Below are 23,650 nucleotides of genomic sequence, written 5' to 3' on the forward strand. Positions count from 1 at the left end.
CCTTATTAACAAAGGCATAACGGATCTTTCCCCAATAGGAGTGTGGTTACTAGAGGTAAATGCGCTTGCTAACTTGCCCTATAGTTTTTTTAGTCATCATCATGATAACGAAGCATACGATAGCCAACACGAACGTGTGTCTGAATGTACTTTGGTTGGGATGGATTATCTTCTATTTTTTTGCGCAGGGTCGCCATAAAAACTCGAAGACTAGGAACGTCCGATTGTAGTACATTTTGCCAAATTTCCTTCAATAAGAAGTTATGTGTCAGCACTTTGCCAACATGCTTGGATAGCACAACTAATAGTTTATATTCGATGGGGGTTAAATGTACTTCCACCTCATTGACAAACACTGTGTTAGCCAAGTAATCAATTTTTAAATGACCATTGACAAACACGGCTGATTCATTTTCTATTTGATGTTCGCTGACAGTTCTTCTTAAAGCTACTCGAATGCGTGCAAGTAGCTCTTCGACACTAAAAGGTTTTGTAACATAATCATCTGCCCCTGCATCAAGCGCATTAATTTTATCGAGCTCTGCACCGCGGGCACTAACGACGATAATCGGCGTTTGTGTCCAACTGCGGATTTTGTGAATAAAGTCTATGCCGTCCATATCAGGCAATCCTAAGTCAAGGATAATTACATTCGGTTTGAACGTTATGGCTTTTTGTAAAGCACTTGAACCATCTTGCATAATATCGAATTCATAATTTTGGGTAGTTAAGGTCATTTTAATTAAATTGCCAATTGCTATGTCGTCTTCAACGACTAAAATCCGTTTATTCATCGATACTGACAACTCCTTTTTTTAATGTAAAACGAAAGACGGTTCCGTTCGGGTAGTTATCTTCAACTACTAATTTACTATCGTGTAAGGTTAAAATCGTCTGACATAATGCTAATCCTAACCCTAAGCCTCTTCGACTATCACTGCGCTGCACTTTCCCTGTGATAAATGGTTCAAACAGCTTTTCTTTTAATGAATCGTCAATACCTGGTCCATTATCAGCTATACTAAAATGTACATATTCGCCTTCCTCTTTTGCGATAAAAGAGATGTCACTACCAGCAGGTGTATACGTTAGGGCATTATTAATAATATTAATAAGCACTTGAATAATCAGGCGTGCATCCATCAAAGCCATGACTAATTCGGGCTCTACATGATAAGAAATATGATGCGTATTGTTGCGTGGAATTACATGTAGCAACGCCTCTTGAATAATATCCTCCACTAGCTCCAACTGCATCTCGAGGGCAAATTGTCCATCCTCTAACATCGAAACGGCTAGTAAGTTTTCGACCATTTGCACAAGCCATCTTGAATTTTTATAAATATCTTCATATAATCGAGTTTTTTCTGTATCTGGAATTTGAACTGTATTCGTTAACAATATATCGGCATTCCCAGAAATCGTGGTCAGTGGAGTCCGTAAATCATGTGAGATAGCACGCAAAAGATTCGCTCTCATTTGTTCAAGTTCAGCTTCTCTTGCAACTTTTTCATTTAAGTTTTGCAAATACCATTTATCTAATGCAAACGAAAAATCATTCATAATGGCATTTAAAATATGGCGCTCAAATGCAGGTAATGGGGTTTGCTTTGAAAGCGCAATGCCAACGACACCCTTTACACTGCCACTTGAAAGAACGGGCAAATAATAGCCGTTTACTTCTGGGAAAATGTCAGTTGACACGCCAGCAAAATGGTTATTGTTGATGACCCAATGAATGACGCCTAGTTCATTTGTATTTTTAAATAAGGTAGCTACGTTAGAATTCTCAGTATTGGATAGAGTTGGTGTTGGAAAAAAAACAGATTTAGCAATCATGTTATTTTCTATTTCAAAAAATTGGACAGGTTTCTCTACTAATTTAACAATTTGAGACATGCCTTCTGTAATGATATCTTCGATGGACTTAGCGTGTTGTAATTTGCGATTCGTTTCAAGCAACACTTCCATTCGATAGGATTTTCGGACGGCTACGATGGCCTGCTCTTTTATCTTTTTCGTTAAGCTACTTGTAATAATGCCAGAGAAAAACATAATCATAAATGTCATCGGATAGTCCCGATGATATGCTTCCAGTGAAAATCGTGGCTCTGTAAATAAAAAGTTGAACAGTAGTACAGCTACAGCCGAGCTAATAATAGTCATGAGCCATCCAGATGACCAAATAGCAAGAATTAACACACTAAGAATATAAATTGTAATAATATTCGATTCGCTGACACCCATTGTGAAGAAAAATAAAGCTAAACATGACGCCAAGCTAAACACGATGGACATCTTCAACAAATCTAACCATTCAAAAGTTAGTCGATTGCGAAGATCTGGAAAATAAAATTGTTCGTTTTCTTGGTCTGGCACGATATGAATAGCGAGATTGGGCACATAATCATTGAGTCGATCGATGATTTTTGCATTGGGCTGCCACCATTTCTTTTTCATCACCGTCCTGCCGAGTACCAGTTTTGTGACGCCGCTCATTTGAGCATAATTAGCAAGCGCCGCTGCGACATCATTCTCCTGCACGATTACGACATGTCCGCCAAGTTGTTCGGTCAATTTAATATGCTGTTGTAACCGCTCGGAGTTCGCGTCGTTATCGTCACCTTCTTTCACCTTTTGTACATAAAGCGCCGTGAATTTACCATGTAAGGCTTGAGCAAGCCTGGCAGCAGTGCGAATAACTTTTGCATTGGTTGGGGAGCTACTAATACCAACTAAAATATGCTCTTCAATTTGTGCCGTTTGCCTAATCGATTCGCTGTCATTTATTTGTTTGTAATTAATCGTATCTGCCGTTCTACGCAGGGCAATTTCCCGCAATGCTACTAAATTTTGTTTGCGAAAAAAAGATGCTAACGCTTTTTCAGCTTGTTGTTTGGAATATATTTTTCCTTCTATTAAGCGTTGAATTAACTCATCAGGTTCGATATCTACAATTTTAATAAGCGCGGCTTGATCGATTAAATAATCTGGAATACGTTCGCGGACTTTTACCCCAGTAATTTCTTCTACAACATCATGAAGACTTTCAATATGTTGAATATTAACGGTTGTATAGACATGAATGCCTTTTGCTAGTAATTCTTCCACGTCTCCAAAACGTTTTGTATGTCGCATAACCGGAACGTTGCTATGAGCCAACTCATCGATAAGGACAATTTCCGGTTTACGCTCCAATACCGCATCAATATCCAATTCTTGGAAATTTCTACCTTTATAATGGATTGTTCTAGTAGGTATTTGTTCAAGCCCATCAAGTAATGCTAATGTTTCTGGTCGAGGATGTGGCTCTATATAGCCAATTACTACATCTTTTCCAAGTTTTTTTGCTAAATGTGCGGCATCTAGCATAGCATACGTTTTTCCGACGCCGGCTGCATACCCAATAAATATCTTCAATCTACCGACAGTTGTTTGTTCCTGATGAAACCTTGTTAAAAGCTCTTCGGGAGTGGGGCGCATTTTTTCCATCATCTTTCACCTCATTTGTATTATAGCGTTATCTGACATTAAGAAAGTGTAAAGATTTAACACCTTTATCGTTTCTTAATACAAAGAGCGATTTCCTAACACTACATTAATTTGAAAGTCAGTATGATAAAAACATCAAATAGAGAGAAGGGTGATGCAATTGATGGATTTATATATGGTTGGCTTATTACTCATTAGTTTTGCCAGTCTATATGCGTTAACGACTTGGTGCTACAAGCTAGTCGAAGAGTAAGGGGAGGAATTGCTATGTGGATTGTTATTGGAATGATACTTATATTGCTTTTTGGATATTTAGGGCATGCCCTATTATATCCGGAAAAATATTAATAGGTATTTAGGAGGAATAGAGTATGTGGCAAATAGCCATTGTTTGTATTATTTATTTACCGCTTGTTATCCTGACCGGCCATTATCTTTTTCGTGTGACAATGCATAAAAAAACATGGCTCGATCCATTCATGGATAAAGTGGATCATGTGATTTATAAGGTTTGCGGCATTAAACAAGTGGATATGACAGGCAAGCAATATGTATTGTCTTTAATTATTTCAAATGCTTTTATGGTTTTTATCGGATACATTCTTTTACGCATTCAATCTTTTTTGCTGTTAAATCCAAATGATATAGAAAATATGGAGGCATCACTTTCTTTTAATACCATCATTTCGTTTATGACCAACACCAATCTGCAACATTATAGTGGTGAATCTGGTTTAAGTTATTTGTCACAAATGCTCGTTATTATTTTTATGATGTTTACATCTGCAGCGACAGGCTACGCTGCTTGTATGGCGTTCTGTAGACGGTTAGTTGCAAAAAGTGATACGTTAGGCAATTTCTTTGTAGATTTTGTGCGTGTGATTACACGTGTATTAATGCCTATTTCCATCGTAGTTGCCATTATTTTAGTATCGCAAGGAGCACCTCAAACATTCAGTGCCAATCAAACCGTTCAAACAATTGAAGGAAAAATGCAAGATATCGCATTGGGACCAGTTGCCTCACTTGAATCAATTAAACATGTAGGTACAAATGGAGGTGGGTTTAATGGTGCTAACTCCACAACGCCTTTTGAAAACCCTACGGTTATATCTAATATTGTAGAAATGCTATCTATGATGTTGCTACCAGGTGCTTGTGTTGTTGCCTTTAGTCTAATGGTTGCTTATAGAAAGAAAAAAACAATATTCGGCAAGCAAGGGCTAACGATCTTTGCTGCAATGGGTATGCTATTTCTCATAGGGTTAGTGACAGTGTATATTGCTGAGCGTGCTGGTAACCCCCTTATTAGTGACCTAGGAATTACTCAGGAGCTTGGCAGTATGGAAGGAAAAGAAATGCGCTTTGGGGTAGCCCAATCTGCCCTTTTCACTACAGTCACAACTGCCTTTACAACTGGCTCGGTCAATAACATGCACGATACATTAACACCAATTGGTGGAATGGTGCCGATGTTTAACATGATGTTAAATGTTGTATTTGGAGGCAAGGGTGTTGGGCTGATGAATATGATGATGTATGTCTTACTAACGATTTTCATCGCATGTTTAATGATTGGTCGTACGCCACAGTTTTTAGGAAAGAAAATTGAGGAAAAGGAAATGAAGCTAATAGCGCTTTGTATTTTAATTCATCCTGCAATTATCCTACTGTTTTCTGCGCTTGCTGTTGCCACAACATCTGGGGTAGCTGGTATTACGAATCCTGGAGCACACGGTTTATCGCAAGTACTATATGAGTTTGCTTCAGCATCTGCCAACAATGGCTCTGGCTTTGAAGGATTAGCTGATAACTCAACGTTTTGGAATGTGACGACAGGGTTAGCTATGTTTTTTGGTCGCTATTTAACAATTATCCTTCAATTAGCAATTGCTTCACTACTTGCTAAAAAAATGTGGCACAGCGATTCAGTTGGAACATTGAAAACAGATACCTCAATGTTTACATTTTTGCTTGTTGCCATTGTATTGATGATTGGTGCACTAACATTTTTACCCGCATTAGCACTTGGACCAATTACGGAGCATTTACAAATACATTCCTAATGAGGAGAGAATCAAATGGAAACTGTAAGAAAAGGTTTTATCACGAGCGATTTAGTAAAGAGCTCATTGATAGGCGCATTGAAGAAATTTAATCCAGTTACGATGATAAAAAATCCCGTCATGTTTGTCGTAGAAATCGGTTTTATTTTTGTTCTGTTGTTATCGTTTTTTCCTAATCTACTTGGCGGTGGAGAAGGCGAGCATGCTCAGCTCTATAATGCCATTGTTGCTATCATTCTCTTTGTTACGATTTTATTTGCTAACTTTGCAGAATCCATCGCTGAAGGGCGTGGAAAAGCACAAGTACAAACGTTAAAAAATACAAAGACAGATACACAAGCACGCGTCCTTTTAGCGGATGGTACAGAAGTGATGAAACAGGCACATGAGCTGAAAAAAGGGGATATCGTTTTAGTTCAAGCAGGAGAAGTGATTCCGAATGATGGCGAGGTCATTGAAGGGATTGCCACAGTCGATGAATCAGCCATTACTGGTGAGTCTGCACCAGTTGTAAAAGAACGCAGTGGAGATTTTTCATCTGTTACTGGTGGTACGACTGTCACAAGTGATTGGCTAATGATTGAAATTACTTCACTGCCAGGAGAGTCATTTTTAGATAAAATGATTGCCCTCATTGAAGGAGCAAGTCGGAAAAAAACACCTAATGAAATAGCGTTAAATACACTGTTAGTTAGCTTGACAATTATCTTTTTATTAGTGGTCGTGACGTTATATCCAATGACTACTTATTTAAATGTACACATTTCCATTGCCACATTAATTGCATTGACAGTTTGCTTAATACCAACGACCATCGGTGGTTTACTTTCTGCGATTGGTATTGCTGGTATGGATCGAGTGACGCAGTTTAATGTCATTGCAATGTCTGGTAGAGCTGTGGAAGCGTGCGGAGACGTAGATACACTCATATTAGACAAAACAGGCACAATAACGTATGGTAATCGCATGGCAACTGAGTTTTTACCAGTCAAAGGAGTTGACCATCAAACTTTGATGCAAGCTGCATGGCTTAGTTCGCTGACAGATGATACACCGGAAGGAAAATCTATTTTATCCTTAGCATGTGATTTAGGGGTAAATACAAAGGATGAGCAACAACTGATTCAATATAGTGAGCATATTCCCTTTACCGCACAGACACGGATGAGCGGATTAAACTTGCAGGATGGGACAATAATACGAAAAGGGGCTTACGATACGATTAAACAAGATAGTCTTGCAGCAGGACAACAGATTCCTACAAATTTGGAACAGTTAGTGCATCAAGTATCTGCTGTTGGGGGCACACCGCTTGTTGTGTCGATGAATCACGTTATTTTGGGTGTCATCCATTTGAAAGATGTTGTAAAATCCGGTTTGAAAGAACGCTTTGAACAGCTGCGAGCAATGGGCATAAAAACAATTATGTGCACAGGAGATAATCCACTAACAGCAGCCGCTATTGCTAAAGAATCCGGCGTTGACAGTTTTATTGCAGAAAGTAAGCCAGAGGATAAAATAAAGGTGATTAAAGATGAGCAGGCACTTGGAAAAGTTGTGGCGATGACAGGGGACGGTACCAATGACGCACCAGCTTTAGCACAGGCGAATGTAGGTCTTGCTATGAATTCAGGAACGAATGCAGCTAAAGAAGCTGCCAACATGGTTGATTTAGATTCAAATCCAACTAAAATAATTGAAGTTGTAGAGATTGGGAAACAATTATTAATGACGCGTGGTGCACTTACAACATTCAGTATTGCAAACGATGTGGCGAAATATTTCGCTATTATTCCTGCTATGTTAATGGTAGCAGTACCAGAAATGAATGCGCTCAACATTATGCAACTTCATTCGCCGACAAGTGCCATCATTTCCGCTTTAATTTTTAATGCGGTGATTATTCCAATGTTAATTCCCATTGCGATAAAGGGCGTAAAATATAAGCCGATGAGTGCTACAAAATTATTACAGAAAAACTTGTTTGTTTATGGACTAGGTGGTATTCTTGCGCCATTTATCGGTATAAAGGTGATCGATTTACTAGCAGGGCCACTGTTAACCATGCTTGGTCTATAGGAGGAAAATGATATGAATAGATTTTGGGACAATGTCAAGCAAGCATTAATGGTATCTATCATCATGTTTGTAGTCTGTGGTTTAATTTATCCTGTGACAGTAACGGGTATTGCACAAGGGCTATTTAAGCATCAAGCGAATGGTAGCATTGTGGAAGTTGACGGAAAAGCTGTTGGTTCAGAAAAGCTTGGGCAAGCCTTTACATCAGCAGCGTTTTTTAAGGGCCGTGTTTCATCCATTAACTATAACGTTTATACACAAGAAGATATTGTACCAGATAAAAATGGTGTGATAGCTTATGGTGGAGTGAGCTCTGGAACGTTCAATTATGCTCCGTCCAATCCAGAATTAACAAAACGGATAGAGGGAGATATTCAAGCCTTTTTACAGGCGAACCCGACTATAAAAAGACAAGACATTCCTGCTGATCTTATGACGGCCTCCGGATCGGGTTTAGACCCACATATTAGTGTGCAAGCAGCGCGCATTCAAATCGATCGAATTGCCAATGCAAGCGGGCTGTCAGAGAAGGAAATCGAAAAAATTGTGGAGGCTAATACAGAAGGGCGGGCGCTCGGTCTATTTGGGGAAGAGAAAGTGAACTTCTTAATGGCGAATTTAGCTATTTTTAAACAAATGAAGGACAATGAATAAGTGGTGTAAGGTGTAACTTGAATATGGCAGATAGAGAGAATGGTATAGAGGTATTTTCTCTATCTGCTTAAGATAAAAGTGGCTATGTTAGCTTTGTGAATTTACAAGAATTTTAATATGGTTTTTCTCTTTCATTAACGCTTCAAAACCTTCTGTTACAACATCATCAAGCCCAATGCGCTTTGTTACGAGTTTGTCCGCTGGGAAATATCCTTTTGTCATTAACTCCATAACAGCTGGGAAGATATCTCGATAGGCAATAATACCTTTCACAGTACGTTCAGACAGTACAATATTATTTGGTTGGATAGAAGCGGTTGATTCCCATATCGAAACGATGATTGTTTCACCTTCGAACGTAGTGGAGTCAATAGCTTGCTGTAAAACAACAGGAACGCCAGTGACTTCAAATGCCACATCAACACCGCCATTTGTTAAGGCATGAAGACGTTCAACAGCATCTTCATCTTTTGGATTAATGACAGCTGTTGCTCCTAGTTCCATCGCCTTTGCAGCACGTTCTGCTGAAAGTTCCACCGCATAAATTTCGGAAGCTCCAGATGCCCGTAATGCTTCGATAACGAGAAGACCGATTGGCCCTGTTCCAAAAACGGCGGCTTTATCGCCAGCTTTTAATTTGCTTTGGCGAACTGCATGTAAAGCTACTGCGGCTGGTTCTACAAGAGCACCTTGTTCATAAGAAAGTCCTGCTGGCATTTTGTGAACCATGTGGTCATCTACCACTGTATATTCTGACAATCCGCCACCGCCGCCAGAAAGTCCGTGGAAACCTAGTTGTTTACAAATGTTGTACTTACCTTTTTTACAAGCGGCACATTCGCCACAAGAGAGAATAGGCTCGACAACGACAGCATCTCCAATTTTTACTTTTGTAACACCTTCACCAACTTCAACTACCTCGCCAGAAAACTCATGACCCATCACAATGGGTGCAATATCTTTACTTATAGAGTGGGGCTGTTCAACTGGAATAAAGATTGGTCCTGCTGCATACTCATGTAAATCGCTTCCACAAATGCCTGTCCAATGTACTTTAATTTTTACTTTGCCGGATGCAATGGAAGGCTCCTCGATGTTTTCTACACGGATATCTCTTGCTTTATACCATCTTGCTGCTTTCATAACTATCAACCTCCAATACTATTTTTCATGTTTTATTTTAACATGTGGAAAATATACAAATCATTAGTTGGACAAAAATTGACATAAAAAATACGAAATGTCCATTAATTTTTTTCACATTTTTCACACTTTACATTTTCCATTGCATAATAGTCGTAATTAAAGTAAGTTTGTTAAGGGTTAGCGTTGCAACGATGAAAAAAACAAGAGAATATTGTAAATGCTTATGTTAATAGTACGTAAACATCCCTAAAAGGCCGAATCATGGTACAATGGGAAAGATGTAAGGAGGAACGAATTATGTCAAAATATACTGATTATAATTTTCAGCCATTTTTGCAGGACGCAATTGCAAAGCTTGGCTTCACAGAACCAACACCAATACAAAAGGAAATTATTCCACTAATCCTGAAAGGGAAAAGTGCGATTGGACAAGCACATACGGGTACAGGGAAAACACATAGTTTCCTTATTCCAATCGTACAACGCATTCAAGTTGACAAACAAGAGGTACAAGCGGTTATTACCTCTCCAACACGCGAGTTGGCGCAACAAATATTTGATGCGTTAAATCAATTAATAGAAGGAACAGACATTCAAGCGAAATTATTTATTGGGGGTACGGACAAACAACGCTCCATTGATAAGTTAAAAACGCAACCACAAATCGTTGTTGGTACACCAGGACGTATTCGTGACCTTGTTTCAGCTCAAGCGTTATTTGTGCATACGGCACCAATGTTAGTTGTTGACGAAGCGGACTTAGCGTTCGATATGGGCTTTATCGAAGAGATTGATGGCTTTGCTTCTCAAATGCCAGAAAAACTTGAAATGTTCGTGTTCTCTGCAACAATTCCAGAACGTCTACAGCCATTCCTAAAAAAATACATGGAAGCGCCTGTTCATGTTCATATGAACGATAAACGTCCCGTGGCAGAAGGTATAGACTTTGTGCTTGTGCCTGTGCGTTCGAAATCACGTAACAAACGCTTATTAGATGTTATTGAAGGCATTAACCCATTTTTAGCGGTTATTTTTACCAATACGCGTAAAACAGCAGAGCATGTTGCGGGTTATTTAAATGAGCAAGGAATTCGCTGTGGTCAAATTCATGGGGATTTAAGCCCGCGTGATCGTAAAAAAATGATGAAGCAAATTCGTGATTTGGAATTTCAATACATTGTAGCAACAGATTTAGCTGCGCGCGGTATTGATATTCAAGGAATTTCACATGTCATTAACTACGAAATTCCAGAAGATCTAGAATTCTTTATTCACCGTGTCGGTCGTACAGCTCGTGCCGGCAATAAAGGTACGGCAATTACATTATTTGAGCCTTCGGACGAGGATGCACTAGCACGCGTTGAGAAAATGGGGATACCATTTGAACAAAAAGATGTTAAAGATGGTGAATGGTCTGAACTAAAAGACCGTCATGCACGTAAAAACCGCGTGAAGCACGAAAATGAAATTGATGCGAAAGCAAAATCTTTAGTGCGTAAGCCGAAAAAAGTTAAACCAGGTTATAAACGTAATATGAAATGGGAAATGGAAAAAATTAAAAAACGCGAACGTCGTATAAAAGCACGCGGCAAAAAATAAGGAGGCATAAATATGTTACTTGGCTCACATGTTTCAATGAGCGGCAAAGAAATGTTGCTCGGCTCTAGTAAAGAAGCTCTTTCTTATGGTGCGAACACCTTTATGATTTATACAGGTGCTCCACAAAACACGCGTCGAAAATCCATTGCAGACCTTAATATTATGAATGGTCTGTTGCACATGAAAGAGCACGGCATGACAAATATTGTTGTGCATGCTCCATATATTATTAATATTGCAAATACAGAAAAACCGGAAACTTTCCGTCTCGGTGTAGATTTCCTACAATCTGAAATTGAGCGCACTGCTGCGTTGGAAGCTACACAAATAGTTTTACATCCTGGTGCCCACGTAGGTGCAGGGGCAGATGCTGGTATTGCTAAAATTATTGAAGGTTTAAATGAAGTACTATCGCAGGACTATCCCGTGCAAATTGCATTAGAAACAATGGCAGGGAAAGGAACAGAGTGTGGACGTACTTTTGAAGAGCTTGCCAAAATTATCGATGGTGTGACACATAACGAGCGCCTTTCTGTATGCTTTGATACATGCCATACACATGATGCTGGCTACAATATTGTTGAAGATTTTGATGGGGTATTAAACGAGTTTGATAAAATAATCGGTGTAGATCGCATCAAAGTTCTTCATATAAATGACTCTAAAAACGTTCGTGGTGCAGGTAAAGACCGCCATGAAAATATCGGTTTTGGACATATCGGATTTGACGCATTAAAATACGTGGTTCATCATCCGCAATTAATGGCGGTACCGAAGATTTTAGAAACACCATTTGTTGCTCTAAATAGTGATGCGAAAACCAAAACCGCACCATATAAATATGAAATTGACATGCTACGTAGTGGAGAATATAAGCCAGAGCTTATTGACGCCTTACGAGGAGAGTAAGAGAACCGTAGACCAACACAATGAAAATTGTGTTTGGTCTACGGTTTTTTATGAATCGCGGGTAAACGAGGCCATATCGCGGGTATTTGAACGGCTTCCGCGGGTAAAGAGAACTTTATCGCGGGTATTTGAACACGAATCGCGGGTAAACAGCTTAAATTCGCGGGTATCTCAATCGAGCAAGGGCATTGGCTTACGAGAAAGTGCCGAGACAAACTGTAATTGAACCCATTTTTAGTTGAATATACCATTAAAAAGGGCTAGTATAAATCTTAGTAATCAAAAATTAATGAAAGGGGGATAGCCATGAACCTTCAACTATCGCCTATTCTTAGGTTTGTACATTTACTAAGTATTTCATTTGTTACTGCAAGTCTTTTCGTTGTACTGCTTTCGTTTGAACCAAATCCGAGCGAATCACCAATCCACTTATCCTTTTGGGAAAACATAATATGGATGCCTCTAGTATTCACGATACGTTTCCTTCCGTTCGTGATTGTAATTGGATGCGTAACCCTGTTTGTAAAAGCAGTTATTGAGAAAAGAATGAATGTAAAGCATATCATTTTGGACATTATTGTTTACGTTTCATTCTCAATCATTGTTATCCCTATACTTCCTGATATGATAACAAGCGCAGCAACTTCAACTGGCTATCAATTTTTCATAAATCCCTATTACCTTCTTCCCTTTACAGGAGCCATAATTCTTATATGTTTCGACTATGTAGACAAAAAAATGAGTGCGATGTAGCACTCCCTTTTTATTGCGTTATTACGTTGACCGTCTTTTTTCGTATAATCTTTACATTGCAACGATAGAATCAGATGGACTTAAATCTAATTCTTTCCAGTCAAACTATTTGTGATTAACAATGTTATTACAGCGATTTCTACCATTGGTGTTTTATCAGTTTTATATGCAGGGTTATTAGTCCCTGAGCTAAATAATACTGCTGTCATGGCGTCTGAATTAATCAATGGCGTAGCAACAATTTTGTTAATTATTTTTATTGACCCTAAAATTTCTATACTTGCGGATGATGTTATCAATCAGCGGGGAAGCTATATAGATTTAAAAAGAGCATCTGTTATGATGATGACCTCTAGATTTTTAGGAACGATTTTGGCTCAAGTGTTATTTATACCTGGGGCACATTATGTTGCTTGGTTTGCGAAGCTTATTACTTAGGTGCTAAGACAGAAATAGCTGTTAAAACGAGGCATTTCATCTACTGGAAGAAGTAACAATTACAACATATTGTGAGCTTAATCCTATAATATAGTTTAGATTTCAAGGCACATTTTCTACAAGAAAATGTGTCTTTTTTTATGTCTTCACTGTAAATAACATTGCTTTTTGCAATTTATAAAAAACTAAATGCAATTTATATATTGCAAAAAGCAATATCATTTTATATAATACAATTAATAAAACAAATGGAGGTACATTATGTATAAGAAAAATAAGAAGCAAGTGGATGAACGTGTTAAAAATTTACAAAATAAAATATACAAAGAGATGTATGTGCTGATTATGATTGTCTGTTCCATTTCTATCGTAATAAAGTTCTTTAAAATGGGCATTTCCTTGGACAATGTATTAACAGAGTGGTTGATTATATTTGTGTCATCTGTTTATTATTATGTTAGGACGGCTTATCTAGGTATCTTAACAGATGAAGTAGAGGTTCATGATAGTAACAGTAAAATAAAATTACAGACGAAAAATATCCTTTATGGAGTGGCTACTGGTTTGGTACTGGCGATTTTCTTTGGTCTTAATAGTGCCTTCAACTATGCAGATAGCACACAACAAGCATATAAATATTTCTTCATGGTTTTCTTAGTATCGCTAGTTATCTATGTACCATTTTTTGCAGGATTTTTAGGCTTATCATATATGGCTGCAAAAAAGAAAAGTGACCAAGTCGTACAAAAAAATCTAGAAGATTAACAGTGGTGATAAGCATGAAAAACATCCGTTTAAAAATGGCTCGAATAGAGCATGATTTGTCACAGGAAGATTTAGCTCAAAAAGTAGGGGTTACCCGCCAAACAATCGGTTTAATTGAAGTTGGGAAATATAATCCGACGTTAAACTTATGTATTGCGATTTGTAAAACGTTAAATAAAACGTTGGATGAATTATTTTGGGAAGAGTAAATTAAAGAAACCCTCCATTTTGAACTTTGTCAAAGTGGAGGGTTATACTAATTATGATTCGAAGTGGGTCTCAAGGGGTTTCAGTTAACACACCTTCACGCAATCTATATACTTGATCACATAAGGACTCAATATCAATTTTATTATGGGATGTTAATAAAATAGTTGCTCCTCGCTGTTTTTCAACGTTAATAATGTTATATACATTTTGTACGGAATCTTCGTCTAAAGCATTCATTGGCTCGTCTAGTAAAATTAATTCGGGTGCTTCCATAATGCTTTGCGCGATCGCTAGTTTTTGTTTCATCCCAAGAGAGTATGCTTTAACAGGGCGCTTATCTTCGGGGTCTAAACCTACTTTTGCTATCGCAGCTTTTATATCCTGGTCAGTAATTTCATTTCGAATTGCTGCTAAAAATTTTAAGTTGGAGAATCCTGAGTAGTGCTCTAAAAAACCAGGTTTTTCAAGGATAACACTTGCACTTTTAGGAAATGAAATATCTTGATGTAACACATCCCCAAATAATTTTACAGTTCCGACACTCGGTTTTACTAAGCCACAAATAACGCGAAATAACATCGATTTCCCTGACCCGTTATGACCTACAAAGCCATAAATTTTCCCTCGCTCTAGCTGGAAGTTAATATTTTGTAGCACCGTGCGTTTTTTAATAACCTTGGAAACGTTTAACACTTCAATTGACATAGCGCAACCTCCCTAATGGTAATCATTTTTTAAGCCGATTCGAACAATAAATAAACACATAAGACAAATAAATAGCCCTTCAATCACTAAAATGATTGCAAACATGTTTGCCTCGAAATTTCCCATTAGCCCATAGTAGAATGGAATATAAGGAGCTGATCGTTTAATACCTGCAAAAAATAGAACGATCAGTAAAACAGTCGCTATTTTTGCTGAAAACAATAATTCGATTATTTTCCATAGCAAGGCATGACAGTACATATTGATGCATAGAATGAATGCCTGTAAAACAATCAAGACATCAAATTGTAGCGTCACGTGAGCTTTTAAAAAAAGGAAAAAACTCATGATATAAGTGATTGCGACATAGCACGCCGTGAATATAAGTAGGATTAGTAGCCGATTAAGCCAAAACCAACTTTTTGTTGGATAGCGTAATAGCATATTGTAGGAAAACGAAGTGGAGCGAGGCTTCCAAATAATTTGAATTAAAATCACATAACCAAACCATAACAAAGTCCAATACATCCAAGTAAGATCCTCCACGTGCCCTAAAAGGGCAGTAAATGCTTGGCGCAATGTCAGTCCATCAAAAAGTGATGTCATATGGAGTAGCAATAAAGTAGTACATAATGGATAGACAATACAAATACAACTAATTTTAAGGGCATCATCTCGCAGTAGTTTCCACTCTAACGAAAATGTTGTCATGAATCATCATCTCGCACGTAAAAGTTTAGTTTATTGACTAAATAATGAATGGCGTTAATTAACAATATCATAATGGCAACTAATATAAAGAATGTACTAATTGGTGACGTAAATTCACTTTTATTAAAGGCAATAAACACAAAGTGCTTTATATATCGATCCAACATGCCAAGAATCATAACTATAATCGCACTAATGAAGTTATTTTTGAAAAGTTGTTGGAACACGATATAAAGCAACCCGAAAATAGCCGTAACACAATAAAACATATAGATAAAGTAAAGCAATGAACCGTGTTCTTTAGGCTCAGGCACATATAATAATAGGGCACTGTAATTTGTAATATTGGGATAGAATAGCCACTTCGCTAGCGATGTGCTCAACAAACTACTTCCGAAAACAATCGCTGTGAAAAACGCAGTCACGATAAAAACGAAGCAAATTTTATAAGTGGCAAATTGCCGTCGGTGACGATATCTTCTAAGCAATAGCCAATCATTGTCTTTAGAAGAAAAGGGTGCTAATAATATTAAAAAAATAGGAATATAGAAATACTCATAAAGAGAGGCTAATATAAAGTCTTTCAGCGTATGCCATCTTGTTGCCACTGACATAAAAGGCAATACCTCAAGTAAATGTAGCGTTATCATAAAACATGCCACAATCCAAAAGAGCAATTTTTTCAAGCGAATATCCTGTAGACAATAGGTGCAGTACTTATAAAACATCTTCATGTTTCTTCATCCCAATTAAGTAAATGACAAATGTAATGAAAATTTGCAACACAAATTCAGTAACCATTATCGTCATCGAAACCCCTTTAACTCCAGGGATGGGACTTATGAAATGAAATGGAGCCAAAGCAGGAGTATATGCCGTTAAAAACCAAATACTTGTATAGATAATTTGCGGCATAAAAACTAATAGATAGTAATTTTTAATAAACATAGAAAGTGCTAAACCCATACAAACATACGCACTCGCAAATAAACCTCCGATAATATAAAAGACAATGGTATATATATATGGAGACATGCTTAATAAATCTGAAAAAAGAGATCGGATATCTCCTTTAAAAACACTTATAGCATTATCTGGAATTGCCAATGTCCCTTCTACAAATCCTTTATAAATATTAGCATAAGCCGTATAGTCCCATTGATTTGTAAAAATATTAACAAGAACTACGCCTAGACATAGTGGCAGTAAGAACAAAAAAAAGGCAGTTAAAAAAGTAGTACCAAACTTTGCTGTGTAATATTTTCGTCTATGCATGCGCATAAAGATAAAATGTTGATAGCCGCTTTTTCTTTCACGATAAATGGAATCCACAAGTGCAATAGAAATCAACAACGGAAATATTAAATAATACAATTGAGATGCGAAATTATTAGTAAAACCTAGCCATTGTTTATGCGGAGAAACGAAAATAAGCACATCCTCCACAATATCTTTTTCATAGTATTGACTATAAATTCGGTCAGTTAATAGATACTCTTCTTTATGTTCTTTAACGCCTATCCATACAGCAATGACAACAAGCAATACTAAGGCACAAATACTAAGATAAAAGTTTTTATTGTTAAATAGTTTTTTATATTCAAGCAGCATTGCTATCCTCCTTTCTAAAATAAAGAAAGGGTTGTCCTAAGATAGACAACCCTATCCTAGACGATAGATAAAAGAATAACTATCAATAAGTTTATATCTAAAAATTACAATATTGTATTTTTTCAATAGGTTTTATAGAAAAGAGATACATTACTCTTAGTTACTTATTTCGGCAAAATTCGCAAAGTGAGTAAATTACTATAGTAGAGCTATTTTCAATCTACTATTTGTTTTTATTTTAAATATCTGGATAAAATCTTCCTGTAATATCCACTCTAACAGGCACTCTACTACGATTTTCTGCTACAAGCGTTACGCTGTTGCCAACAGCGCTTTGATCTACTGTAAAGGTACGTGTATCATTGTCACCTACCCTTGTAGCTGTTGCTGATACTTTTGCTCCTCTGGCATCTACAATCCACATATTTGCAGTGTAATTTTGACCAACGATAGAGTTTTCCACCTTTGACTGACTATTTGTATCTTTTGTCCCTGTTGCTAAATTAATATTTCCAGAAAACCTTGGCAGTTCTGTTGCATAGCTGATAGGACTTGTCCCTGCACTTGCTATACCTGCACTAAGCAATAATCCTAAAGCACAAACTGTTGTTGCTAGTCTTTTCTTCATTTAAAATCCAACTCCTTACTTTGTATTTTAAAATGGAAAATAAACCAATGACATCGACAACATCGTAACTAAGAGATTATTTCTTTTCTTATCCATAATTATAAAATTCTCAATATTTAAAATCAACATTTTGTTTCGCAAAGGAAAAAGATTTTCTTAGGTAGGTTTTGTAAGATTGAACTCTTAAATGAGTATGAATTTTTTTGAACAAACTCCCACCTATAGAAGGGAAAAAGCCCGAAAGTCTAAATTGACTTTCGGGCAATACTCTATTATTTAGTAAAAAGTGCAATAAGCTGGCGAGAACGTTTTCGTCCGAGTACTGCTTCCACTTCACTGAGTACATCTTTTGGAATACCTAAAAAGAGCCAAGAAAAAGAGAATTGCTCTAGATAAGGTCGAAGCTTTTTCACTTCAGAAGTGGTAATGTCAAAACCTTCGGCACGGGCAATCGCTACAACTTCTTTATCACTACTTTGAGATAATTGTTGCAAAAATTGAATACTCACAAACAATCCCTCCTTTTAAGTTTTGTTTTCTTTACAAATACTAAACTTTCATTTATACTTACAATTTGTAAATCGTAATGATTTTGAATTAGAAAGAAGCGATCATGCATGAAACAAGCATTAATTGACATTGAAAATGTGTCATTTCAATATGACTATACACAAGTATTAAAAAACATCTCATTTCGTGTGGAAGAAGGAGATTTTTTGGCGCTCCTAGGTCCGAATGGCTCTGGGAAATCAACATTACTGAAAATTATTTTAGGTTTATTAAAACCGATGTCTGGTGAAATTACATTATTTGGAGAGCCAAGTGCAACGTTTAAACATCGTGAATGGATTGGCTATGTTTCTCAAAAATCCAATGCCTTCAACTCTGGTTTTCCTGCAACGGTTCAAGAAGTAGTTATTAGTGGATTATCAAAAAAATTAGGGCTCTTTAAGCGTCCTACGAAGGATGCCAAAAGCAAAGTATACGAGGCATTAAAAGCCGTAGGGATGGACGCTTTTATGAAACGAAATATTGGCGAGTTATCTGGTGGACAACAACAGCGCGTATTTATTGCACGTGCTTTAGTCAGTGAGCCACGATTACTGATTTTAGATGAACCAACAGTCGGCATTGATCACGAGAATGTGCAGTCCTTTTATGATATGCTGGCGAAATTGAATAGGGAACAAGGAATTACGATGATTCTTGTTACACATGATGTTGATACGGTATCAAACCGCATTAGCCATGTTGCTTGCCTTAATCAAACAATTCATTTCCACGGCTACAAAAACGAATTTGATTCAATTTCTCAGGATGCGCTAGACGCTTGGTATGGCCATTCGGTGAGAAAGATTCATTAGAAGGAGAAGGCACAATGATTGAAGCAATTTTTCACTATGAGTTTTTACAAAATGCCTTTTTCTCTGGCTTATTAATTGGCATCATCGCACCACTATTAGGTGTATTTATCGTAGTTCGTAGGCTATCACTGATTGCTGATGCATTATCCCATGTTACACTCGCGGGGATTGCTGGTAGCTTATATGTAAGTCAGTCTGTTGCTGCATTAGCAATGCTCAACCCAATTTACTTAGGCATACTTGCTTCTGTGAGTGGCTCGATATTAATTGAGCGCTTACGCCGTTTATATAAGCATTATGAAGAACTTGCCATTCCAATCATTATGTCTGGTGGAATTGGCATTAGCGCAATTTTTATTTCACTTGCCAGCGGCTTTAGTACCGATTTAATGAGCTATTTATTTGGTTCCGTTTCGGCTGTGTCGAGGCAGGATTTATGGGTCGTTATCGGGATTGCGATTATAGTTATTGTGTTTTTATATTTCTTCTTTAAAGAATTATTTGTGCTATCGTTTGATGAGGAATATGCCAAAGCAAGTGGTTTGCCAGCTCGCTCGGTTCACCTGTTGTTTATGATTGTGACAGCACTTGTAATTGCTGCTAGTATGCGCATCGTAGGTATTTTACTTGTTTCATCTTTAATGACTTTGCCAGTGGCTGCAGCCATGCGTCTGGCTAAAGGTTTTAAACAAACCATACTCTATGCAATTGTATTTGGCGAGGTAGCAGTGTTCATAGGATTAGTAAGTGCATTTTACTTAGATTTAGCGCCAGGTGGTACGATTGTCGTTACGTCTATTCTTATTTTATTGCTAGTTATTATCGTGAAGAAAATGATGTTAAAGGTATCTGTAAAACAAGGGGAGGAAGCACTGTGAATATTTCAAGAGCGTGGGAAATTTTAAAAGAAAACGGCTATAAAAAAACAGATAAACGTGAGTTAATTTTAAATATGTTTGCGGAAACGGATAAATATTTAACCGCTCGAGATTTATTAGATGTGCTGAAAAAAGATTTTCCAGGTATGAGCTTCGATACAATTTATCGTAATCTTTCAACGTTTGTAAAGCTTGGCATTTTAGAAGAGACTGAGTTGTCTGGTGAACGAAATTTTCGTATGCATTGTGAATCTGAACATCATCACCATCATTTCATTTGTATGGATTGTGGCAATGTAAAAGAGCTGAATGTTTGCCCGATGGAAATGTTAGGTGAGAAGCTACCAGATTATGAAATTGAAAATCATAAATTTGAAATTTACGGAAAATGCCCAGAATGTAAACATGAAACCCTGTCAAATTAGTTTTGACAGGGTTTTTACTTATATCAAAGGAGTATGTTTAGAAGGAAAGGGTATACTCCATTCTCAGTGAAAGAAGGCTACTATGCTCTTACTATACGGATAGCATCTATTTTTTTGCAATCGATAATAAGTGGTGATGTTGAACCTACTTCTAGGAAATAAGCACAGCAATTTCGTGCATTGAAGCTCACAAAAGTCAAACGAACGAAACTACCTGCTAATAAAACATCAACTACAGCGCCAACTTCTAATTTTCTTAATTGCTCACAGATGCAGCTTCTACAATTGTTCACTGCTTTGTGGCATTTCTCTTCTTTACATTCATGTTCTTTTTTGTGGCTACATTTGCAAGGTTTATGGCATTTACAAGGAGCCCAGTTCATATGAGTAGCATAACGTCTATCTTCCATTCATATTACCTCCTTTCTCCATCACTTAATGTAAAGCTATTGCCTTACACTAATAATCTATGTTTTGTTGAAGAATGCAGGGTGGTAATATGTCCGATAAACAAAGAAAAAACTATTTTTTTCTTTTAATAAATGTTGTTAAAGTTTATTTTATATGGCAAAGGTTGATTGTACCGATATGGTTGTCATAGAGATAGAAGTCTATCAGTGGGGAAATAGGAAAGAATGTTATGTTTAAAGAGCAGAACATGCATTTTAAAAAAAGAAACGACGAATGCTGTTATTTTTACAAGCATTCGTCGTTGTTTCATTATTGGTGTTTTTGTTGGAATGCTACCATGAAATCGCGAAGTGCTTCGCAAGTTTCTAATGGCACAGCATTATATGTTGATGCACGGCAACCACCTACTGAGCGGTGACCATTTAAACCGATAAATCCAGCTGCTTTTGCTTCAGCTAGGAATTGTTTTTCAAGTTCCTCATCAGCGACGCGGAACGTGATGTTCATTAATGAACGGCTTTCTGGCGTTGCGTGACCTTTATAAAAGCCATTGCTGTTATCGATTGCATCGTAAATTACTTGTGCTTTTGCTTCATTAAGTTTAGCAACAGCTTCGACGCCACCTTTAGCTTCCACCCATTTCAATACTTCACCTAACATGTAGATACCGAATGTTGGTGGTGTATTATATAATGAGTTACCATCCGCATGTGTTGTATATTTAAGCATTGTTGGAATTTCTTTATTTGCTTTTTCTAGTAAATCCTTGCGAATAATAACGACTGTTACACCAGAAGGACCAAGGTTTTTTTGCGCACCTGCATAAATGATACCAAATTTACTTACGTCTACAGGTTTAGATAGGATGTCACTTGACATATCTGCTACTAAAGGAACATTACCTGTTTCAGGGAATTCTTTCCATTGAGTACCATAAATTGTATTGTTAGAAGTAATGTGCACGTATGCATCGTCTTCATTAAATTGAATATCTGATAATGCTGGGATGTTACGATAATTATTTTCCTTTGTGCTAGCTGCCTCAACAGGTGTACCGAATAATTTAGCTTCTTTGAATGCTTTTTCTGACCATGAACCAGATAATACATAGCTTGCTTTTTTATCGGCTTGGAGGAAGTTCATCGGTACCATTGTGAATTGAAGGCTTGCCCCACCTTGTAAGAATAGTACTTCATAGTTTTCTGGAATAGCATAAAGTTTTTTTAATAGAGCAATTGCCTCGTTATGTACTTCGTCGAAAATTGCACTACGGTGACTCATTTCCATAATAGACATACCTGAATTACGGAAGTTTACTAATTGTTGTTGAGCGTTTTCTAATACTTCTAGGGGTAGTGCAGAAGGACCTGCGTTAAAATTGTATGCTCGTTGTGTCAAAATGGTACACTCCTTGTTTTGTTTAATAAAAGCACCTTTATTGGATTATAACTTAATTTTCAAGAGAAAAAACAAAATTCTCAATTTTTTATTTATGTACGATGAAAACGAGCATTTTAGTGTCAGGCACGCATACAATTCGCACACAATTTGTTTTATGTATTGCAAATTGATGAAAAACTACATAGATAAAAAATTTTCGGTATACTGAAAGGGAAGAAATAGTGAAAGGGGTGTATGTATGTTTACAGTAGAACAAGCAAGTCTGATTGTTGTGGATGTCCAAGGCAAATTGGCAACGATTGTAGAGGATAGTGAAACAGTCATTCAAAATGTAGCAAAACTAGTACAAGCGATGAAGGCTTTGGATGTACCTATGTTATGGCTTGAACAAAATCCAAGTCGTTTAGGTGGAACTGCCTTAGAAATAGCGCAGCATCTTCAGGGGGCCCCGATTGCCAAAATGGCTTTTAGTGCTTGTCAGGAGCAAGCCTTTATCGATGCAGTCAAAGCAAGTGGTCGTACCCAATTTATCGTGACAGGTATTGAAGCGCATATTTGCGTTTATCAAACAGCAAGACAACTGAAAGAACAAGGATTTGAAGTGGAAGTAGTCGTGGATGCGGTGTCCTCTCGCACAAAAGCCAATAAGGAAATAGGGCTAGATAAAATGAAGGCACTAGGTATATTGCCAACGAGCACAGAAATGATTTTATATGAGCTTTTACAAGGTGCGAATCATCCACATTTTAAAACGGTGTTACAACTCGTTAAATAACGATTTACTTGCCAGCAACCTTTAAAAGTAAATGCATAGCAGACAAAGGCGACAGCAAAAAAGTGTTAGATTGATGGCAGTCAATCTAACACTTTTTCTCTTTTGTGTCAGCACTTTTTATGCAGGCATTTCCGTTGGAGTTGGTTTTGCATAACCATTTTTGTATGTTTTATCAATTGTTTGACGGATTTCTTTTAATGTCATGCCATCTTTATGCATTTTTGCTGATTGTAGTGCGATTTCCAGACAAACAGCGCAACGTGTACCATGATCATCCCATACAATTGTTCCATCTTGCCTTTTTTCTTGAATAAAGCAGTTTAAATTACTTTTATGTCCAACAGATTCTCCACAGCCACAGTAGCATGGCATCCATTCTAAAATTTCGGTTGATTGTCCTGCTATTTGGTAGACTAAGCGAATATTTTCAGATTGGCTATCTAAAAATGTTGGCAGGACATCAGCACTTGCTGTCTCTTCCTGAATATCTCCTGTTACATGAGCATGTCCATCATGTGAAGCTTCATTTTGAGTATCTTTTGGCTGTTCTTCCGTTCCTTGTTTGTCGGTCCCGCAAGCACTTAATACGAGCAATAACAACGTAAAAATGGATATTAGTTTTTTCAAAAA

General features: G+C 37.2%; 25 protein-coding genes and 1 pseudogene. 13 read left to right on the top strand and 13 right to left on the bottom strand.

The window, feature by feature from the left end; translation table 11 throughout:
- Nucleotides 1–89: 89 nt before the first annotated feature.
- Entirely contained in the window at nt 90–794 is a 705-nt protein-coding gene (locus C9J37_RS01505) for a response regulator (RefSeq protein ID WP_107893934.1), read from the bottom strand.
- Nucleotides 787–3,495 (bottom strand): ATP-binding protein, encoded by a 2,709-nt coding sequence (locus C9J37_RS01510; RefSeq protein ID WP_235616989.1) that lies wholly within the window; start codon nt 3,493–3,495, stop codon nt 787–789. The genes C9J37_RS01505 and C9J37_RS01510 overlap by 8 nt, the downstream gene beginning before the upstream one ends.
- 282 nt (nt 3,496–3,777) lie before the next feature.
- Here C9J37_RS01510 and C9J37_RS29605 point away from each other — a divergent pair, with 282 nt between their 5' ends.
- The 4 genes from C9J37_RS29605 to kdpC are packed head-to-tail and all read left to right on the top strand — an operon-like array spanning nt 3,778 to nt 8,291.
- On the top strand, nt 3,778–3,840 hold the full coding sequence (locus tag C9J37_RS29605) for a potassium-transporting ATPase subunit F (RefSeq protein ID WP_407656225.1): 63 nt from the start codon (nt 3,778–3,780) through the stop codon (nt 3,838–3,840).
- A 23-nt stretch (nt 3,841–3,863) separates the two neighbouring features.
- Nucleotides 3,864–5,558 (top strand): potassium-transporting ATPase subunit KdpA, encoded by a 1,695-nt coding sequence (kdpA, locus tag C9J37_RS01520; RefSeq protein ID WP_107893936.1) that lies wholly within the window; start codon nt 3,864–3,866, stop codon nt 5,556–5,558.
- 15 nt (nt 5,559–5,573) lie between these two features.
- The gene (gene kdpB / locus C9J37_RS01525; RefSeq protein WP_107893937.1) at nt 5,574–7,637 is read left to right on the top strand and encodes a potassium-transporting ATPase subunit KdpB; all 2,064 of its coding nucleotides are present in this window, start codon (nt 5,574–5,576) and stop codon (nt 7,635–7,637) included.
- Between the two features lie 12 nt (nt 7,638–7,649).
- A complete protein-coding gene (gene kdpC, locus C9J37_RS01530) occupies nt 7,650–8,291 on the top strand; it encodes a K(+)-transporting ATPase subunit C (protein ID WP_107893938.1) in 642 nt (213 codons plus the stop codon).
- A gap of 87 nt (nt 8,292–8,378) precedes the next feature.
- Here kdpC and C9J37_RS01535 read toward each other — a convergent pair whose 3' ends face one another.
- Nucleotides 8,379–9,434 carry a 2,3-butanediol dehydrogenase gene (locus C9J37_RS01535; protein ID WP_107893939.1) on the bottom strand — a complete coding sequence of 352 codons (1,056 nt, stop codon included), beginning with the start codon at nt 9,432–9,434 and terminating at the stop codon, nt 8,379–8,381.
- 300 nt (nt 9,435–9,734) lie between these two features.
- Between C9J37_RS01535 and C9J37_RS01540 the strand changes: the two genes are divergently transcribed.
- Together C9J37_RS01540 and C9J37_RS01545 are read left to right on the top strand one after the other, a co-directional pair.
- Nucleotides 9,735–11,036, top strand: coding sequence for a DEAD/DEAH box helicase (locus C9J37_RS01540; RefSeq protein WP_107893940.1), 1,302 nt, complete (start codon nt 9,735–9,737; stop codon nt 11,034–11,036).
- Nucleotides 11,037–11,048: 12 nt separating this feature from the next.
- Entirely contained in the window at nt 11,049–11,945 is an 897-nt protein-coding gene (locus C9J37_RS01545) for a deoxyribonuclease IV (protein ID WP_107893941.1), read from the top strand.
- 314 nt (nt 11,946–12,259) lie between these two features.
- Here C9J37_RS01545 and C9J37_RS28140 read toward each other — a convergent pair whose 3' ends face one another.
- Nucleotides 12,260–12,418: a hypothetical protein gene (locus C9J37_RS28140; RefSeq protein WP_167397238.1), complete on the bottom strand. Its 159-nt coding sequence runs from the start codon at nt 12,416–12,418 to the stop codon at nt 12,260–12,262.
- A gap of 376 nt (nt 12,419–12,794) precedes the next feature.
- Between C9J37_RS28140 and C9J37_RS01555 the strand changes: the two are divergent.
- The 3 genes and pseudogenes from C9J37_RS01555 to C9J37_RS01565 form a co-directional block, all read left to right on the top strand.
- A pseudogene (locus C9J37_RS01555) lies at nt 12,795–13,136 on the top strand (lipid II flippase family protein); the annotation flags it as partial.
- A 261-nt stretch (nt 13,137–13,397) separates the two neighbouring features.
- A complete protein-coding gene (locus C9J37_RS01560; RefSeq protein WP_107893943.1) occupies nt 13,398–13,901 on the top strand; it encodes a DUF6773 family protein in 504 nt (167 codons plus the stop codon).
- Nucleotides 13,902–13,915: 14 nt separating this feature from the next.
- Complete coding sequence (locus C9J37_RS01565) at nt 13,916–14,110, top strand: helix-turn-helix transcriptional regulator (RefSeq protein ID WP_024362980.1); 195 nt, start codon at nt 13,916–13,918, stop codon at nt 14,108–14,110.
- A 70-nt stretch (nt 14,111–14,180) separates the two neighbouring features.
- Here C9J37_RS01565 and C9J37_RS01570 read toward each other — a convergent pair whose 3' ends face one another.
- The 6 genes from C9J37_RS01570 to C9J37_RS01595 form a co-directional block, all read right to left on the bottom strand.
- A complete protein-coding gene (locus C9J37_RS01570; RefSeq protein ID WP_107893944.1) occupies nt 14,181–14,816 on the bottom strand; it encodes an ABC transporter ATP-binding protein in 636 nt (211 codons plus the stop codon).
- Between the two features lie 12 nt (nt 14,817–14,828).
- Complete coding sequence (locus C9J37_RS01575) at nt 14,829–15,527, bottom strand: hypothetical protein (protein ID WP_107893945.1); 699 nt, start codon at nt 15,525–15,527, stop codon at nt 14,829–14,831.
- Complete coding sequence (locus C9J37_RS01580; protein WP_107893946.1) at nt 15,524–16,261, bottom strand: hypothetical protein; 738 nt, start codon at nt 16,259–16,261, stop codon at nt 15,524–15,526. Before C9J37_RS01580 ends, C9J37_RS01575 begins: the two co-directional genes overlap by 4 nt.
- Nucleotides 16,245–17,138 carry an NADH dehydrogenase FAD-containing subunit gene (locus tag C9J37_RS01585; RefSeq protein WP_107893947.1) on the bottom strand — a complete coding sequence of 298 codons (894 nt, stop codon included), beginning with the start codon at nt 17,136–17,138 and terminating at the stop codon, nt 16,245–16,247. The genes C9J37_RS01580 and C9J37_RS01585 overlap by 17 nt, the downstream gene beginning before the upstream one ends.
- A 238-nt stretch (nt 17,139–17,376) precedes the next feature.
- Complete coding sequence (locus tag C9J37_RS01590; RefSeq protein WP_107893948.1) at nt 17,377–17,766, bottom strand: hypothetical protein; 390 nt, start codon at nt 17,764–17,766, stop codon at nt 17,377–17,379.
- Between the two features lie 272 nt (nt 17,767–18,038).
- The gene (locus C9J37_RS01595; protein ID WP_024362974.1) at nt 18,039–18,275 is read right to left on the bottom strand and encodes a Nif11 family protein; all 237 of its coding nucleotides are present in this window, start codon (nt 18,273–18,275) and stop codon (nt 18,039–18,041) included.
- Between the two features lie 108 nt (nt 18,276–18,383).
- Between C9J37_RS01595 and C9J37_RS01600 the strand changes: the two genes are divergently transcribed.
- The 3 genes from C9J37_RS01600 to C9J37_RS01610 are packed head-to-tail and all read left to right on the top strand — an operon-like array spanning nt 18,384 to nt 20,433.
- Nucleotides 18,384–19,130, top strand: a complete 747-nt coding sequence (locus C9J37_RS01600) for a metal ABC transporter ATP-binding protein (RefSeq protein WP_107893949.1) — start codon at nt 18,384–18,386, stop codon at nt 19,128–19,130.
- 14 nt (nt 19,131–19,144) lie between these two features.
- The gene (locus tag C9J37_RS01605) at nt 19,145–20,008 is read left to right on the top strand and encodes a metal ABC transporter permease (RefSeq protein ID WP_107894029.1); all 864 of its coding nucleotides are present in this window, start codon (nt 19,145–19,147) and stop codon (nt 20,006–20,008) included.
- Entirely contained in the window at nt 20,005–20,433 is a 429-nt protein-coding gene (locus C9J37_RS01610) for a Fur family transcriptional regulator (RefSeq protein WP_024362971.1), read from the top strand. Before C9J37_RS01605 ends, C9J37_RS01610 begins: the two co-directional genes overlap by 4 nt.
- A gap of 80 nt (nt 20,434–20,513) precedes the next feature.
- On the opposite strand, the gene C9J37_RS01615 is transcribed toward C9J37_RS01610, so the two are convergent.
- On the bottom strand, nt 20,514–20,843 hold the full coding sequence (locus C9J37_RS01615; protein ID WP_107893950.1) for a hypothetical protein: 330 nt from the start codon (nt 20,841–20,843) through the stop codon (nt 20,514–20,516).
- Between the two features lie 310 nt (nt 20,844–21,153).
- Complete coding sequence (serC, locus tag C9J37_RS01620; protein WP_069509183.1) at nt 21,154–22,242, bottom strand: 3-phosphoserine/phosphohydroxythreonine transaminase; 1,089 nt, start codon at nt 22,240–22,242, stop codon at nt 21,154–21,156.
- 241 nt (nt 22,243–22,483) lie between these two features.
- Between serC and C9J37_RS01625 the strand changes: the two genes are divergently transcribed.
- Nucleotides 22,484–23,020 carry a hydrolase gene (locus C9J37_RS01625; RefSeq protein WP_107893951.1) on the top strand — a complete coding sequence of 179 codons (537 nt, stop codon included), beginning with the start codon at nt 22,484–22,486 and terminating at the stop codon, nt 23,018–23,020.
- A gap of 117 nt (nt 23,021–23,137) precedes the next feature.
- Here C9J37_RS01625 and C9J37_RS01630 read toward each other — a convergent pair whose 3' ends face one another.
- The gene (locus C9J37_RS01630) at nt 23,138–23,647 is read right to left on the bottom strand and encodes a PCYCGC motif-containing (lipo)protein (RefSeq protein ID WP_107893952.1); all 510 of its coding nucleotides are present in this window, start codon (nt 23,645–23,647) and stop codon (nt 23,138–23,140) included.
- Nucleotides 23,648–23,650 lie beyond the last annotated feature (3 nt).

This window comes from Lysinibacillus mangiferihumi (assembly GCF_003049665.1).
GTDB classification, from domain to species: domain Bacteria; phylum Bacillota; class Bacilli; order Bacillales_A; family Planococcaceae; genus Lysinibacillus; species Lysinibacillus mangiferihumi.

Excerpts from the sequence above, each read along its gene's own strand:
- C9J37_RS01505 (WP_107893934.1), bottom strand. The coding sequence starts at position 794 with ATGAATAAACGGATTTTAGTCGTTGAAGACGACATAGCAATTGGCAAT.
- C9J37_RS01510 (WP_235616989.1), bottom strand. The coding sequence starts at position 3,495 with ATGATGGAAAAAATGCGCCCCACTCCCGAAGAGCTTTTAACAAGGTTT.
- kdpA (WP_107893936.1), top strand. The coding sequence starts at position 3,864 with ATGTGGCAAATAGCCATTGTTTGTATTATTTATTTACCGCTTGTTATC.
- kdpB (WP_107893937.1), top strand. The coding sequence starts at position 5,574 with ATGGAAACTGTAAGAAAAGGTTTTATCACGAGCGATTTAGTAAAGAGC.
- kdpC (WP_107893938.1), top strand. The coding sequence starts at position 7,650 with ATGAATAGATTTTGGGACAATGTCAAGCAAGCATTAATGGTATCTATC.
- C9J37_RS01535 (WP_107893939.1), bottom strand. The coding sequence starts at position 9,434 with ATGAAAGCAGCAAGATGGTATAAAGCAAGAGATATCCGTGTAGAAAAC.
- C9J37_RS01540 (WP_107893940.1), top strand. The coding sequence starts at position 9,735 with ATGTCAAAATATACTGATTATAATTTTCAGCCATTTTTGCAGGACGCA.
- C9J37_RS01545 (WP_107893941.1), top strand. The coding sequence starts at position 11,049 with ATGTTACTTGGCTCACATGTTTCAATGAGCGGCAAAGAAATGTTGCTC.
- C9J37_RS01560 (WP_107893943.1), top strand. The coding sequence starts at position 13,398 with ATGTATAAGAAAAATAAGAAGCAAGTGGATGAACGTGTTAAAAATTTA.
- C9J37_RS01565 (WP_024362980.1), top strand. The coding sequence starts at position 13,916 with ATGAAAAACATCCGTTTAAAAATGGCTCGAATAGAGCATGATTTGTCA.
- C9J37_RS01570 (WP_107893944.1), bottom strand. The coding sequence starts at position 14,816 with ATGTCAATTGAAGTGTTAAACGTTTCCAAGGTTATTAAAAAACGCACG.
- C9J37_RS01575 (WP_107893945.1), bottom strand. The coding sequence starts at position 15,527 with ATGACAACATTTTCGTTAGAGTGGAAACTACTGCGAGATGATGCCCTT.
- C9J37_RS01580 (WP_107893946.1), bottom strand. The coding sequence starts at position 16,261 with ATGAAGATGTTTTATAAGTACTGCACCTATTGTCTACAGGATATTCGC.
- C9J37_RS01585 (WP_107893947.1), bottom strand. The coding sequence starts at position 17,138 with ATGCTGCTTGAATATAAAAAACTATTTAACAATAAAAACTTTTATCTT.
- C9J37_RS01590 (WP_107893948.1), bottom strand. The coding sequence starts at position 17,766 with ATGAAGAAAAGACTAGCAACAACAGTTTGTGCTTTAGGATTATTGCTT.
- C9J37_RS01600 (WP_107893949.1), top strand. The coding sequence starts at position 18,384 with ATGAAACAAGCATTAATTGACATTGAAAATGTGTCATTTCAATATGAC.
- C9J37_RS01605 (WP_107894029.1), top strand. The coding sequence starts at position 19,145 with ATGATTGAAGCAATTTTTCACTATGAGTTTTTACAAAATGCCTTTTTC.
- C9J37_RS01615 (WP_107893950.1), bottom strand. The coding sequence starts at position 20,843 with ATGGAAGATAGACGTTATGCTACTCATATGAACTGGGCTCCTTGTAAA.
- C9J37_RS01625 (WP_107893951.1), top strand. The coding sequence starts at position 22,484 with ATGTTTACAGTAGAACAAGCAAGTCTGATTGTTGTGGATGTCCAAGGC.